General features: G+C 57.3%; 10 protein-coding genes. All 10 read right to left on the reverse strand.

Annotated elements, in window-relative coordinates; translation table 11 throughout:
* Nucleotides 1-10: 10 nt before the first annotated feature.
* Nucleotides 11-2,683, reverse strand: coding sequence for a hypothetical protein (locus VMJ32_01180; GenBank protein HTQ37605.1), 2,673 nt, complete (start codon nucleotides 2,681-2,683; stop codon nucleotides 11-13).
* 83 nt (nucleotides 2,684-2,766) lie between these two features.
* Entirely contained in the window at nucleotides 2,767-3,489 is a 723-nt protein-coding gene (gene araD / locus VMJ32_01185; protein ID HTQ37606.1) for an L-ribulose-5-phosphate 4-epimerase AraD, read from the reverse strand.
* A gap of 150 nt (nucleotides 3,490-3,639) precedes the next feature.
* The gene (locus VMJ32_01190) at nucleotides 3,640-5,325 is read right to left on the reverse strand and encodes a ribulokinase (protein ID HTQ37607.1); all 1,686 of its coding nucleotides are present in this window, start codon (nucleotides 5,323-5,325) and stop codon (nucleotides 3,640-3,642) included.
* 8 nt (nucleotides 5,326-5,333) lie between these two features.
* Nucleotides 5,334-5,696 (reverse strand): VOC family protein, encoded by a 363-nt coding sequence (locus tag VMJ32_01195; protein HTQ37608.1) that lies wholly within the window; start codon nucleotides 5,694-5,696, stop codon nucleotides 5,334-5,336.
* 14 nt (nucleotides 5,697-5,710) lie between these two features.
* Nucleotides 5,711-7,111 carry an L-fucose/L-arabinose isomerase family protein gene (locus tag VMJ32_01200; protein HTQ37609.1) on the reverse strand — a complete coding sequence of 467 codons (1,401 nt, stop codon included), beginning with the start codon at nucleotides 7,109-7,111 and terminating at the stop codon, nucleotides 5,711-5,713.
* A gap of 257 nt (nucleotides 7,112-7,368) precedes the next feature.
* Nucleotides 7,369-8,940, reverse strand: a complete 1,572-nt coding sequence (locus tag VMJ32_01205; GenBank protein HTQ37610.1) for an alpha-N-arabinofuranosidase — start codon at nucleotides 8,938-8,940, stop codon at nucleotides 7,369-7,371.
* A gap of 38 nt (nucleotides 8,941-8,978) precedes the next feature.
* Nucleotides 8,979-11,861: a beta-L-arabinofuranosidase domain-containing protein gene (locus tag VMJ32_01210; GenBank protein ID HTQ37611.1), complete on the reverse strand. Its 2,883-nt coding sequence runs from the start codon at nucleotides 11,859-11,861 to the stop codon at nucleotides 8,979-8,981.
* Between the two features lie 128 nt (nucleotides 11,862-11,989).
* Nucleotides 11,990-12,994, reverse strand: coding sequence for an ABC transporter permease (locus tag VMJ32_01215; GenBank protein ID HTQ37612.1), 1,005 nt, complete (start codon nucleotides 12,992-12,994; stop codon nucleotides 11,990-11,992).
* A gap of 58 nt (nucleotides 12,995-13,052) precedes the next feature.
* Nucleotides 13,053-14,642: a sugar ABC transporter ATP-binding protein gene (locus VMJ32_01220; protein HTQ37613.1), complete on the reverse strand. Its 1,590-nt coding sequence runs from the start codon at nucleotides 14,640-14,642 to the stop codon at nucleotides 13,053-13,055.
* A gap of 105 nt (nucleotides 14,643-14,747) precedes the next feature.
* Entirely contained in the window at nucleotides 14,748-15,698 is a 951-nt protein-coding gene (locus VMJ32_01225) for a sugar-binding protein (protein ID HTQ37614.1), read from the reverse strand.
* Nucleotides 15,699-15,961 lie beyond the last annotated feature (263 nt).

Genomic DNA, 15,961 nt, shown 5'->3' on the forward strand with positions numbered 1-15,961 from the left:
CGACGCCGATTTATTGCCCTTCCGGCGCGGCCAAACTGTTCACATACACTTCTAAATTCGTGTAGCCGCTCGCAGTCAGTTTGTCTCCGTCCGCCGCGTCATTGGGGTTCAGGCCGTGGGCGGTTTCCCAGGCATCGGGAATCCCATCGCCGTCGGAATCTTTGGGCGCGGAACCCCCGCTTAGTTCGCCATAACCGTTGCCCCCAAAGTCCGCCGCCAAATCGGTCTGGCTGTTCAACAGCTTCCCCGTTTTCGTGGTCAGTGTTTGAATCAGATACTTATCCACCGCGTCGCGATGCAGCGAGCAACCCACGCCCGCCACAATTTTCTCGTAGGCTCTCTCCGGCGTATCGACCGTCACCGCCGCCGGCGGCCGGGCCCAATCTTCTTTCAACGTCGTGACTACGGTCGGTATTTCCAGCGGCTGCCCGTCGAGCACATTTCCCTCGGCAAACACCTGGTCGTTGCTGTTGGCCTGATACCACGGGGCGTGATTGCCGCTCGCCGGCCCGCGAATGAAATTGTTATTGATCAGCTCGTGATAACTCACCCCCGCCGAATGCGCCAGATCGTAACCCCCCACGTTCCAATCGTACACCACGTTATTGATGAACTGCACTTTGCCCTTGCTCTTGGGATTGCGGCCGTGATTGCTGATCCACAGGTCGTGGCTGAACGTCACGCCGTCGCTTTCGCACAAGCAGCCAAACCGCTGCGGCGCAATGCCCGGACCAATAATGCAATTCTGCATCGTGATGTTCGCGCTTTCGGTCATGCCGATCGTGTCCCAACGGCCGTACTGGATCGACACATGGTCGAAAATCATGTCCTGCCCCTGATGAATGTCAACGGCGCACTTTTTGTCTTGCTTCGGCGTCTCGCCCTGACGGAAACGCAAATACCGGACAATGATATTGTGCGCTCCAGAGAACGACACCTCATAATTCTTCGTGCCAATGCCATCGCCGGGCGCCGTTTGCCCGGCAATGGTAATGTTGCTGGCCACGGGCAATACCGATTCCAACGCCACATACCCGCCCACGTCGAACACGACAATCCGATTCTGTTTGCTTACGGCCTCGCGCAACGAGCCCGGGCCGGAATCGTTCAGATTAGTGACATGCACCACGCTGCCACCCCGCCCGCCGATTGCCAGTGCGCCGAACCCTTCCGCCCCCGGAAAGGCCAAAATCGGCTTGCCATTGCCCGCGCTTTCCCTGGTCTTGGTTTCGCCCGGCTTGTTTTCGTCGATGGCCACGCGAAATAATCCCGCGCCATGAAAAGGAATCGTCGCTACAAATTTGTCACGAAAAGTGCCCAGCGCCGTATGCCGCCATAAATCGCGCACCTGGCACGGACCGGAAAAGCCCAGCCTCATTAAATCGACGCCGATTTCCTGCCCCGTTGAATCCGCCCCTTCTTTGGCATCCTGCGCGTTAAACAGCGCCAAATATTTGTCGCCGCTCTCGGGCACATCGGCCACCCAAGCGATTAAATCGTCATTGCGAAACAGCTCGCGCCCCCCCGTGCTGTGCTGATCGACCGCGATCACCTCATCGTTCGTCAGCAGCGACAGCGTGAAATCATCGTTCTCGGGCAGATTCGAGCCAATGATTAGCGGCGACCGGCAGATCGACCACAGCGTCATCACCGTGGTTTCTTCGTCATGTGTGAAATGCGTTCCGGCGTTGCGTTGCCCCACGCGCACCTGGCCGAACGGCAGCATATCAGCGTCGGGCCAGTGTCCTGGCCCGGCGTACTGCGCCCAGTTTTTGCAGCGCTGGAATTGCTCTTTCAGCGATTTCCAGTTGTCCCAAAAATCGTCGCTGATCCGCCACATGTTCGCGTGCGTGACAACATGATCTGCCTCTGAGAGCAGTGTTTCGCCCGGCGATGTACTAAGCACGATGGGCCGGCCCGTATTGTCGATGGCTTTGCGAATCGCTTCAATCTCCGGCTTGTTTTGGTCGTACGGCCGACTGAGATCGTCCACCTTCACAAAATCGACATCCCACGACGCAATCAGCTTGAACACCGAATTGTAATACTCCTGTGCGCCGGGTTTCGTCATGTCGACACCCCACATGTCGCCGTTCCATTTACAAGGATGTTCTTTGTCGGCGATATCGGCGGCGTGGTAGTCGGTGCCCAAAATCGGCGTGTTGGCCTCGACCGCCTGCCGCGGAATGCCCCGCAACAAATGAATGCCGAACTTCAAGCCCTTGCCGTGCACGTAATCGGCCAGTGGCTTGAACCCCACCCCGTCGGCCGCCGACGGAAAGCGATTGGGCGCCGGCAACAACCGCCCGTACTCGTCCATTTCCAGCTTTGCATTTTTGCGATAGTTAAAACCCTTGGCCTGCGGCTCGTACCACTGAATGTCGACCACCACGTACTGCCAGCCGTGCGCAGCCAGCTTGTCGGCCATGTAATCGGCGTTTTCCTTGGTTTCGTCTTCCGTCACCGCTGCGCCGTAGCAATCCCAACTGTTCCAACCCATCGGCGGCGTTTGCGCCCATTGGTGAAAGGGCAGGGCAGGGGCCGCAGTTTCCTCGCCCCTAGCAGCGAAGCAACTGACTATCGCTGCCAAAATCAAAACCAACCAAAGATTTTTAGTCTTCGCATAATAATCGCTTTGGATTTCTCGGACTTGCGCAGATGGAACCGTTGGGGTGCGTTTCATTGGGATCGACTTTCTTTCCTTCGCGTCCTCTGCGTCCTTCGCGGTTCAAAATTCCATCGCTGTGCTACCGTGCGATTGTAAACTTACTTGCCCTCCGCCTGCCCATACGTTGCCGCAGCGCCATGTTTACGCAGGAAATGCTTGTCCAGCAACGTTTGCGAAATCGCCTTAGCTTTGGCGTTGATTTGATACGCCTCCACCTGCATGCCGGCCACGTATTCCAGCGCGATGGCGTTTTCCAGCGCATTTTGCAGTGTGCTGCCCCATACAAACGGCGCATGGCTGGCCACCAGCACCGCCGGCACTTCGTCAGGATTGATCCCGCCCTTGAGAAACCGCTCCGCAATCACTTTGCCCGTGTTCAATTCGTAATCAGTTTTGATTTCCTCGGCCGTCAATTCCCGCGTCACCGGCACCGTGCCGTAAAAATGATCGGCATGCGTGGTGCCTAAGCACGGAATTTCCACGCAGGCCTGCGCGTACGCCGTGGCATGAAACGAATGCGTATGCACAATCCCGCCGATGTTGCCGAACTCGCGGTACAATTCCAGATGCGTTTGCGTATCCGATGAAGGCCGCTTCGTCCCTTCGATCACTTTCCCGCGGGCCAGCGACACAATAACAATGTCCTCGGGCTTTAACTTGTCGTAATCCACGCCCGAAGGTTTAATCGCCATCACGCCGCGGCCACCATCGGCTTTGCGATCCACCCCGCTGGCATTGCCCCAAGTGAGCACCACCAGGCCCGACTTCACCAGCGCCACATTCACATTCAGCACAGCGCGTTTCAAATCATCGTATGCCATACATAAAGCCGTCCCGGCGCGCCGGGATTGGTCGCTCTCGAATCACCAACAAATGTTGAAGCCCCTCGTTTCGCGTGTTCAACGGCGTCCCGTTTAGCCGCGACGCGGAGTCTGCGGAGCGGAGTCTGCGGAGCGGAGCGCGCCCGAACTTCAGCCCCGCTTCGCCGCATCGCGAATCGCCAGCAGTTCCTTCATCATATCACCCAGCGCGTCGCTGTGCCCGGAAACGCCGAACGAATCGTGCAACCGCCGATACAGCCTATACAGCTTGTTGTAAACCGCCACGGCTTCCGGCTGCGGCGTAAACGTCCGGTCGGCCGGGCTGGCCATTGCAGTAATGGCCTCGGCGAAATGGTCAAATCCGCCCGCTTTCTTCCCAGCGACCACGGCCCCGGCAATGGCTGACCCCAAGGCGCAAGTTTGCTGGCTGCGTGTGACTGACAGGGGCCGCCCCATGGCGTCGGCGTAAATTTGCATCGCCACCGGATTTTTCGCCGCAATGCCCCCGCCGTTCACGATCCGCTTCGCCGGGCAGCCGTATTCTTCATAGCGCTCCATAATCACTCGGGCGCCAAACGCCGTGGCTTCGATCAGTGCCCGATAAATTTCCGCCGGGCTGGAATGCAGCGTGAGCCCAACAATCAATCCCGTCAATCGCTGATCGACCAGCACCGTGCGGTTGCCGTTGTGCCAATCGAGCACCAGTAAGCCCGACTCACCCGGCCGCAGCGCCGCCGCCGCTTTGGACAGCTTGGCGTGATCTGCCCCGGTCGTGCCCCCCGGCTGCAGCACGTTCACAAACCAATTGAAAATGTCCCCCACCGCCGATTGCCCCGCCTCCAACCCGTAATAGCCCGGCAACACTGAGCCGTCGACAATGCCGCAAATGCCTGGCACATCGGCAATTTTTTCGCTGGTGGGCACAATCGCCAAATCGCAGGTGGACGTGCCCATGATTTTCACGAGCGTGCCCGGCGCAATGCCCGAGCCGACGGCGCCCAAATGCACGTCGAACGCGCCCACGGCCACGGGAATACCGGCTTTCAAACCGAGCCGGTCGGCCCACGTTTCCGACAGCGCGCCCGCCGCATCGGCCACGGTGTAAACTTTCTCCGGCAGCGATTTGCGAACTTTCTCCAACCGCGGATCGAGCGCTTTCAAAAACTCGACATCGGGATAGCCACCCCAACGGGCGTTGAAAAACGCTTTATGCCCGGCGGCGCACACTCCGCGTTTCACTTTCGCCGGCGCAAGCGTCCCGCACAGCATGGCCGGAATCCAATCGGCAATTTCCACCCAACTGGCCGCCGCATCAAACACCGCCGGCGCAACTCGGGCACAGTGCAAAATTTTCGCCCAGAACCATTCCGACGAATACCGATTTCCGATTTTCGCCAGATATTCCGGATGCTTTTTCCCGCCGACGCTGGTAATTTCTTCCGCCTCGGCGTGCGAAGTGTGATCTTTCCATAGCCACGCCAGTGCAGCAGGATCGTTTTCAAATTTCTTGTCGTAGACCAGCGGCATGCCTTGCGCATCAACCGGCAACGGTGTGCTGCCCGTGGTGTCGACCCCAATGCCAATAATTTCTTCCGGCTTGACGCCTTTCTTTTCGCGCCCTTCTTTCAGCACGCCTTTGACGGCCGCTTCAGCTCCAACTTCGTAATCGCGCGGGTGCTGCCGGGCCAAATTCGGATCGCGGTCGTTAATGATCACGCCCCCCGTGCCGTGCGGATAATCGAACACGCTGGCCGCGACTTCTTCGCCCGCCGTGCTCACCAGCACCGCCCTCACCGAGCCGGTGCCGTAATCCAGTCCGATGGTATAGTGAGGCATATTCAAACTCACTTGGGTTCCCAAATTTGGATGGGGTTATCTTCAGGATCGCTCAACCGAGCAAAACGACCGTTAGGATATTCCTCCTGATCAACTTCTACATCGATTCCCGCTGCCCGCAGTTGGGCAATCATAGCGTCTAAATTTTGCACGCGAAAGTTGATCATCCACGACTGTTTTGCGTTTCCAAAATATTTTGTATCTAAGGGAAACGGCGCGAATACAGTCTCTCCCGCCTCTTGCTGCCAGGCAGGTTGGCCGTAACTTGTGGGCACAGGCAAGATGCCAAAATGCTTCAAGTACCACTGACTTAGCGCATCGGGATCAGTGGCTCGAAAGAAGAATCCGCCGATTCCCAATGCTCTTTCCATAATCGCGATTAGCCCTAAGCGTGTCGATACACATCCCATTTCAAGTACGTGGTCAGCGCGTCGTACACCGCTTCGCCGACAGAAACTTTCGTGGCCGCCACGTGATGTTCGAAACCGTTGCGGCAAATAAACTGCAGCAATTCTTGCAAGCGTTCCACGCGGAAGGTGCCGTAGCCGCCAAAGCTGTTCAGTTTGTCGTCGGTGAATTGCCCCTCGCCCACGTAAGCCCGCATTTTGCCGGTCAAATCGTCGGTCGAAACCCGGCAATACGTGAACGGACCCGGCGCAATTTTTCCGACAATCGTGCCAAATGTGTTTTCTTTGCCGACCGTGCCCGCGATGATTTCCTGATAATCCATCTTCTGGCTGCTGAAAAAATCCTTGGGCAAGTTGGAGCAGTGAAACACCACGCCCATGTTCGGATCGGTGCCGAAATTATTGTTCCAATCGAGCAGCGCAGCCGGCTTGCCGGCAGCCGCCGTTAGCGCCAGCATGCCTATCAAACCCGTAATGTCCGTCTCGCACGCGCTGGGAATCAGGCTGTTCGATGACATGCTCATAATCGTGCATGGCACCACGCCGTAAAACTCCTCCAGGGCGGTCCAGCACTGAATGGCCGTGCCGATCAGCTTTTGCTCGTTCGACCACCGTTCAATCACTACCCCTAGCTTGGCCATTTTCACCAGCGGCCCTTCCGGGACGTTGGCGGTATTGGTGTACGCTTTGATGGCCGCCATTTTTTCTTTCACCGCCGCGTCATCGTCGGCTAATTTGCGGGTCCAGCCCAGCACTTCGGACAAATCGAGCGTTTCACATGTAATGCCGTAGTGCTCCAGAATCTTTTCGCTGTAGCGAACTGTGTTGAACGCCCCGGGCCGCGCTCCGATGGCCCCCACGCGCGCGTTTTTGAACTTTTTCACCACCCGGCACGTGGCCGTGAAGCGTCGCACGTCGTCGGCAAACTCCGGCCGTACCGGATCGATCGTGTGCAGGCCGGTCAGCGAATACGGAATGTTGTACTGCCTCAAATTGTTGCAGGCCGACATTTTTCCGCAAAACGCATCGCGGCGATCTTTAATGGTCATGGTGCCCGGCGCGTCGTCAAAGGCATGCACCAACACCGGCACGTTCAAGTTGGCCCACCGCAGCGTGTTGGCCACGGCCCGCTCGTCGCCGAAGTTCGGCAGCGTCACCAGCACGCCGTCGAGCTTGTCGGAGTTGGCCCGAAACAAATCGGCGCACTTGCGGGCGTCTTCCAGCGACTCGACCGCGCCGAATTTGGTGGCGTCGGTCGGCAGCGCGACCACTTGCACATCTTGCGCCGCCAAAACTTTCATCACGGCTTCGCGCCCCGTGGCACACAAATGGTCGGGAAAGAAGCCTCGATTGCCAACAACCAAGCCCAATGTATTCATAATGCCGATACACTCCGCAGAGATTTACGTTCAGAGCGCGTCCTCAGCCGACAAGCTTCAGTACAGAGTCGCATTCAAATTGCCCGGAAAATTCGACGCTGTTCACCCCAAACGCCATTAGATTAACAAACCAACGAGCGTCTCACAACTGACGGGAATCGTGGATCGTGGGCCAATTTGAACATAGCCCGACTGTGTCAGTCGGGAAAAGCGGCTGTCGGAATTTCAAATTGTCCCACCACCGAATCATGCCGGTTTTACCGCAGCTCTAGCACCACGATTGCCTTCGCCGGCATCTCGACGGTTAAATTCTCGCCCTCGACTTTGGTCGCGCTGAATCCGGTGGGCTTCACTACATCAGGCTGATCAAACGTGTTGTGGTCGCTTAGCTTCGCCGACGTAAGCACCGTGCCCGAATTGACCGAGCTTCCATCCGGCACTTTTATCGTTACCGTTGTCCCGTGGTTCGCGTCCAAATTCACCAGCGAGATGTGAATTTTCCCGTCCGTGTCTTTGGAAGCCGTCGCATGGACGGCCGGCACTTTCTTCTCGTTCAACTCGTAATCCGCGGTTTTCACTTCCACCGGAATCAATGTCGCCCCCTGATGCACTTGGTACATGTCGAACACATGATACGTCGGCGTCAGGACCATTTTTTCGTTGTCGGTCAATATCATCGCCTGCAGCACATTCACCATTTGGGCAATGTTTGCCATCGAAATGCGGTCGGCGTGGGCCTGAAATAAATCCAAGTTCACGGCCGCCGTCAGCGCGTCGCGCAGCGTGTTCTGCTGATACAAAAAGCCCGGATTGCTGCCTGGCTCCACGTCGTACCAGTTCCCCCATTCGTCGACGACCAGGCCAATGCGCTTGCGCGGATCGTACCGATCCATAATGGCCGAGTGCTTGCTGAGCAGCTCTTCCATTTTGAACGCGCCCACCAGCGTCAAATGGTACGCCGCCTCATCAAAATCCGTGGCCGAGCCTTTGTGGTCCCAACTGCCGCTGGGCACCGTATAATAATGCAGCGAAATGCCCTGCATGAACTTCGCCGCATTTTTCATCAGCACTTCCGTCCAGTTGTAATCGCCGCTGTTGGGGCCGCCCGCCACGCGATAAATTTTGTTGGCCGGATCGTAATTTTTGATGAACGTGTTATAGCGGCGAAATTCGTCCGAATAATACTCCGGCGTCATGTTGCCGCCGCAACCCCACGATTCATTCCCTACTGCAAAGTATTTCAGCTTCCACGGTTTGTCGCGGCCATTTTTGCGCCGCAAGTTGGCCATCGGACTGTCGGCGTCGGAGGTCATGTATTCGACCCATTGCATCATTTCTTCCACGCTGCCGCTGCCCACGTTGCCGCAAATGTACGGCTGGCAGCCCACTTGCTCGCAAAAATCCATGAATTCGTGCGTGCCGAAGGCGTTGCTTTCCACCACGCCGCCCCAGTGGGTGTTGATCATTTTCGGCCTTTGGTCGCGCGGGCCAATGCCGTCTTTCCAATGATATTCGTCCGCGAAGCAGCCGCCCGGCCAACGCACCACCGGCACGTGGATGTTCTTCAGCGCCGCCACCACGTCGTTGCGAATGCCCCGGGTGTTGGGAATGGGCGAATCTTCGCCGACCCAAATGCCGCCGTAAATGCAGTGCCCCAAATGCTCCGCAAATTGTCCATAAATTTCCGGCGCGATGCGCGTTTTCGCCTGGTCCAAGTGCAGCGTCACCGTGGCTTGCAGCGCACCTTCGTCGCTTTGCGCCACGGCATCATTGCATGCACACACCAGCAGCACGGCGCCACTACAGACGGCTATCAGTCGCTTCGACATGAAATTCCTCCGAATGGAATAAACGCAGAATTAATTTTTCACTGAGCGGCGGTCGTGGAGGCCGTTTCGTCGCGAATCCACACGGCCGAATGGCCGGAGCGGTTGTTGCGGGCATAATTGGGTATGGCCAACAGCGGCGAACCGTCCGCCGCTTCCGCTTGAATGGCAACCACGCCGTTGAGCAGCTCGGGCTTCCACTCGGCCGTTAGCGGCGAACCTGTTTTCAGCGTCGGTAAGTTACGCCCCTCCATCCCCGGATTGTCGGGCTGTTCGAAATTGTAAACCAGCGGGCCATACTTTACCGCCACCCGGCCGCGATCCGCCGCCACTTTGTCGATGGCGGTCACACGCTGCGGCTTCATGGGCAACTCGAATTCTATTTTATCGCCCGGCTTCCATTGCCGGGTGATCACGGCGTATCCCTGCTCGATTTGCGGCTGCACGCTTTCGCCATTGACGGCCAACGAAACGAGGCCTGCAACCGCCGGCATGGCCTGATACAGTTCGCTCGTGGCGCGGTCAGGCACACGAATGCGGATCGAAAACTCTTTGCTTGCCTCAGGATTGACCGTGATGGCAACTCTGCCATCCCACGGATACCACGTCGATTGCACCACCTGCACCTTCGTGCCGGCCACGTTGGGCACGTCGACGGTGCTGCCGATGAATAAATTCACGTACAAACTGTCCGGGCTCGTGGCGTACATCCACGTCGGCAGCATCAGCAATGTCCGCGGGATGTTTCCGACACAGCAGGGACATTGGTGCCAAGGATAGCGGAAGCCCACCAAAGTCGCGTGGTATTGCCGATAGCTTTCGGCCGCTGCGGAGTGATCGTCGTCCGCCGGATAACGCGGATCGGGTGTGCCGGCCGTTTCCAATTCATTGGTGTAGCAAAAGTTTCTGCCGTCCAAATCTGTATCGCCCAAAATGGCGTTGTACAGCGTCTCCTCCATCAAGTCGGCATACTTCGCATCCTGGTACGTGAGATCCAATTTGTAGTTGAAGAACAACACGGCCGTGCCCGAGCACGATTCGCAGTAGGCGTTGTTGCGCAGCGAATAATCGGGGCCAAAGCCCTCGTCCCCTTTTTCCGCAGTTCCGATGCCGCCGGTAATGTAATACTTCTTGTTCACAATGTTGTCGCTCAGCGAGCACACCGCGCTTTGATAATCCAAGTCGTGCGTCATCATGGCAATATCTGCCATGCCGCTGTAAAAATATCCGGCCCGCACTGCATGACCGACGGCTTCGTACTGTTCGTAAGCCGGCAAATGGCTTTGATCGTACTGGCTGCCGCCGCGGCGCGAATCAATTAAAAACTTCGCCAGTTCCGTGTACTTATCCCCTTTGCCCACGCCTTCCACGTGATCGACCATCCGCGCAAACCGCACCAAAGCCTGTTCCATTTCCTGATGCCCGTCATACCACGCTTTTTTGGGCGGCGGCCCGATATTGTCGTACCAGCAGTCCGCTAATTTTTTCGCGGCATCGTACAGCCGCCGGTCCTGTCCGCCGGTCATGTTGTAGTGCGAAATGGCCGCTTCCAAAAAGTAGCCGGCAACGTATCCTTCGTGCTCGCCGCGCCCTTGCGGACTCCAATGCGGCGGCGCGAGATCCACATTACCCGTGCGACGGTTCAGCGTGCCCAATGTGAACCGCGACTGCAGATAACCGTCCGGTTCCTGGGCCGCCAGGATAATCGGAATCCACTCGTCGATTTTCGCCCGCATCACCTTCTGTGCATCGACGATTTCCTGATCGCCGTTCGGATCCACCATTTGCGCAATGCACATCGACTCCAGCGTGTTGTAAATCCAAGCATTGGAAAACGGATAGCCCACGTGAGGCTTGGCCGGCTCGCCGCGCAGCTTTTTCCCGGCTTCAATCAGGTTGGCAATTCCCCCTTCTTTCAAGTTCAAATCGGAAATCTCGGCATAGCAGTGGGGAATCCAATTCACAATTAAGGCTTTGGCCCGACTGTTCCACAGCGGACTGTCGAGCTTGTAGTGCGTCGTGTAAACCGGCTCCAAGTGTGCGGCATCGGCGGCAGGCACAACCTTGACGCGCAACGTGTCGGACGAAGTTAAATCTCCTTCGCCCGCGCTCAGCGTCAACGTGTAATCGCCCAAGGCGGAAAATGCCGCCCGCGTCACCGGCGAGTGCACATCGTCAAACGTCACTTCGCCCGGACCGGAGGTTTTGCTCCAGGCAAGTTGGGCAGTATCGCTGTTGTCCACCGCGCGGCTGCTGCCGTTCAAAAATGTTTTGGCGCCCAGCACCACCACCCGGTCTGGTCCCGCTTTCACCCGCGGCGGAAACTTCGGCGATTTGCCCGAATCGAACACGCGGAACTCGGTAATGCCCGTCGAAATGTCGCGGCCTCCTTCGGCATCGAACTCCAATCGAATTTTGTCGGTTGTAATTTCGTCGAACGTGGTTTCGTTCCACACGTCTGCATCTACGCCCAAACCCTGGGCATTCAGCACGTCGACAAACTCGCTGCCATTAAAATATTTCAGACGGCAAGCCTTAGGCAGATGAAGTCCTCTGCCGTCGACGTACCAATACACGTCGGCCTTGTTGGTGCTGATCGGCTTGGGCCACGTGTATTCCACCCATTGCGTACCGCCCCGGGGCCAGTTGCCGTAATGCTCGCCAGAGCGACGTGGATTTGCGCCATCGTTAATGGCCAAAATATTTTGGTCGCCGGAGACGTACGAAGTCGAAGGCGTGGCCACCAGCGCTAAATTCACTAGATCAACATTGGAATCCTCCAGCGGCGGCAAACGCCCGCGCCCGCCATCTTGCGCCAGGGCCGTTTGCTCGCTAAGCAGATGCCGGCCGAACATCGCCGCGATAAAAATCACGCCAGCGGCCATCACCGTGCCACCAGCGACACGAATTGTGCTCCCCTTCACATGACACCCCCGAATCTATGCCCGGATTGAATGAACGACCGTTCGCCGACACATCCCAACCCATCATGCTACCCGTACTTTCAGCACAGCACAAATCTCACCCCTCATCCCTCGCCTCTCGTCCTTCCCTACGCCCGCTGTTGAATAAGCCGTTTCTTGGCCCGCTTTTGGAGAATTTGATCGGCCAAGACTCCCACCAGCACCACCGCTCCCATCACCGCAAAGTTGAGCGAACTGGGAATGCCCAGCAGGTTCACCAGGTTTTGCAGCACTTGCAAAATGGCGGTCCCTAGCACGATGCCGACAATCGAGCCCTCGCCGCCGCGCAAACTGCAACCGCCCAGCACCGCCGCCGCAATGCCGTACAATTCGTAAAAATTGCCATGCGTCGAAGGCGAAACCGAATTCGTGCAAAACGCCAACATAATGCTGGAAACACCCGCCAGCAGTCCGGAAATGACATACGTGCTGGAAATAATCCGCCGGGTATTAATGCCCGAAAAACGTGCCGCCTGTTCGTTCTTCCCCACGGCAAACAGATACCGGCCGTACACCGAGCGGTGCAGGGCAATCCACGCCACAATCGCCACCAATATTAATATGACAAACGGCATCGGGATGCCGGGGAACACCACTTTGTGCGTTTCCGGGTCGAGCGACCGAAACACCATCTCCGACGACACAAACCGCAGCGTGTCGATTCCCTCCGCGTCGCCAAACCCTTTGGTGCCGTCGTCGGCAATAAATCGGGCCACACCGCGATACAACAGCAGCCCGCACAGCGTGACAATAAACGGCTGCAAATTCATCCGCGTAATCAACAGGCCGTGAATCCATCCCAACACCATCGGCAGCAGCAAAATGCTCAATACGGCCACCGGCCACGGCCAATGCCATTCACCTAGTTCCATGCACAGCAGCACGCCCGCCAGAGCTAACATCGAGCCGACTGACAAATCAATGCCGCCGGTGATAATCACCAGCCCGCCCCCAATGCTGAACACGCCGTACACACCTATCCATTTGGTCAAATTCGTCAAATTCGCCGGCGATAAAAAGCGATGATTAAACGCCGTCGTCACCGCACACAGCGCCACAAGGAAAACCAATAATACAGCGGTTTCTTTTTTCATGACCTTCGCAATTATCCTTAATTTAGCCCCCGGTCAATGGCCGGGGGATGACCCAGCGCTATGCCGAATCCGTCACATTCTCGCATGGCGATTTAGCCGCCGCCACCGTACGCCCGACCGCCAGCTGCATAATGTTTTGTTCGCTGCAATCGGCCCGCTCCAGTACGCCGGAAATTCGCCCCTCGTACATCACCGCCACCCGGTCGCTGACGTGCAAAATTTCTTCCATGTCACTGGAGATCATCAAAATCACGGCGCCCCCGTCAGCCAACTCGCGCATTAAGCGATAAATTTCCGCCTTCGCGCCCACGTCGATCCCGCGCGTCGGCTCGTCCAAAATCATCACCTTGGGACTCATGCACAGCCATTTGCCCAGCACGACCTTTTGTTGATTGCCGCCGCTCAAATTCACCACCCGCGCTTCCGCCCCCGGCGTTTTAATTTTCAGCACTGCAATTTGCTCCTGAGTGGTCTTTAATTCCCGCTGCCGACTGATAAGAAACATCGAGGCGAAGTTTTCCAGCGACGCCAGCGTGATGTTTTCCCGCACCGTCATCTCAGTCACCAAACCAGCGGCCCGTCGATCTTCCGGCGCCAAATAAATGCCGCGCGCTATGGCATCCGCCGCACAGCCGATGTTCATTCGCTCGCCGCCAATCGCCATTTCCGCCCGGCCCTGCCGGTCCAAACCGACCAGCGCCTCGGCAATTTCCGTCCGCCCCGCTCCCACCAGCCCGGCAAAACCCAAAATTTCACCTTGCGCCGCGTCGAACGACACACTCTGCTTCGGATACCGGCTCGATCGAGCATTCCGTACTTGCAAATACCCCGGCGTTTTTTGCACCTGCGAAGCCACGTAAAAATTTTTGATTTCACGCCCCACCATCAAACTCACCATGCGGTCGTGGCTGATTTCTTCGCGGCTTAACTGCCCGGCATTTTTGCCGTCGCGCAACACCACCACCCGGTCGGCAATGCGATTCAATTCCGCCAGCCGATGCGAAATATACACCACGCTCACGCCTTGCTTGCGCAGCTCAGCCACCAATTCCAACAACCGATCGGTCTCTTGCAGCGTCAGCGACGAAGTCGGCTCGTCCATGATGATCAGCCGGGCATTTAGCGACAGCGCCTTGGCAATTTCTACCAGTTGTTGCTGAGCGATCGGCAATCGATCCAGCCGCGTGTGGCTGGAGATTTGCAAACCCAGCCGCTGCATCAGCGGCGCGGCGTCGGCATGAATCCGTTTGCGGTCGATCAATCGCAGCGGCCCCGCCCAGCGCGGCTCGCGCCCCAAAAAAATGTTGGCCGCCACGTCCAGATTGTCCAGCACGTTCAACTCTTGATGAATGAACGCCACACCCAACCGCATGGCGTCGTTCACACTGCTGATCTTCACCGTCTGGCCGGCAAACTGAATTTCACCGGCGTCGGGCTGATACACGCCCCCCAAAATTTTCATCAGCGTCGATTTGCCCGCCCCGTTCTCACCGCACAGGCCCAACACTTCGCTGGGGGCGACTTCCAGGCTGACATGATCCAGCGCCACCACGCCGGGAAAGCGCTTGGAAATGCCGCGCATCAAAAGCAGCGGGCCAGAGCTTTCGGTTACAGCGCTCGGTGCGCCGGCGTTGGAAACGTCCACCATGGAAATTGAAATCAATATTTTCGGCCAAATTCCGAAAAGCGTTCTCGACCGCCACCTGCCGCCGGTTTTCCGCTAACGGTTTAGCATGCGCACCACCGACCCCCCTCACTTCCCCAAAATCTTTTTCAAATTCGCTTGAAATTCCGCCACGTCCGCCTTCTTAATGTTCCGCGTCGGCACAATAAGTTTACCGTCCGACAGCGCGGTTTTGTCGCCGTTCAAATATTTGTCCATCCGCGTAATCGCTTGCTTGCCGAATTCAAACGGCTGCTGCACCACGGTGCCATAAATGTCGCCCGAAGCCACGCCTTCCAGCGTCTCGGCGTTTTCGTCAAAGCACACAATTTTCACTTTGTCGGTCATGCCCGCATTGCGCACCGCGTTCAAAATCGCCGGCCCGTTGTAGCTCCACAAGCCGACCAAACAGGCCACGTCCGGATATTTCACCAGCGTGTCCTCCGCGTTTTTTTGCGCCCGCACCGTGTCGGTCTCGTCGGTTCGCACGTCGATAATTTCCACTTTCGAGCCGGCCAATTCCTTCTTAATGCCGGCGAACCGCTCCTTAGCGTTTTGCGCATCGAGCGAACCGACAAACAACATAATTTTCCCGCCGCTGGGCAACACTTCCTTAATTAACTTTCCAGCCGCCTCGCCCGCGGCGGTGTTGTCGGTGCCGATGTAGCACACGCGCTTGCTTTTGGGCGCGTCGCTGTCGTGACACACCAGCAGTGTTTGGTCCGCAATTTTGTTCAAAAACTCGGTTTGATTTCCCGGATCAATCGGGCTCACGGCGATGCCGTCCACGCCCGCCGCCACCAGGTCGTCCAAAATTTGTTGCTGCTCGGCAATTCCGCCTGTCGAGGGAATGCGGAAATCCAACTGCACGTTGCCTAATTGTTTGGCGGCTTCGTCGCAGCCGGCCCGAGCAATGGTCCAAAATGTGGCCGCGTTGTTGGTCACAAACGCCAGCTTCACTTTTTTGTCCGCCGCCCAACCCCGCACACAAATCGCCAGCCCCAGCGCGACAACCGCCGCTCGCCAACAATAGGACCTCATAGAAGTTCCCCCAGATAAGTTGGATGATGTGCCAAAATTCCCTTGCGGAACTTGTAAATTATCCTACCGCCTGCGGGCTGTCCAGGTTCAGCCTGCCCAACGCCATCGCCGGAACTAATAATTTTTACCCGCCGATTGCAGCCCCCGACGCCGACAGTTAACATGAATCCAGATTCGGGGAAGCCGCCTCTAGGCGGTGGTAAGTGCAGGCGGTTTAGGCGCCACCAATCAAAGCCGCCGCGGCCCGCCCTGCTGCAAAACAA

It is taken from the genome of Pirellulales bacterium (assembly GCA_035499655.1).
GTDB lineage: Bacteria > Planctomycetota > Planctomycetia > Pirellulales > JADZDJ01 > DATJYL01.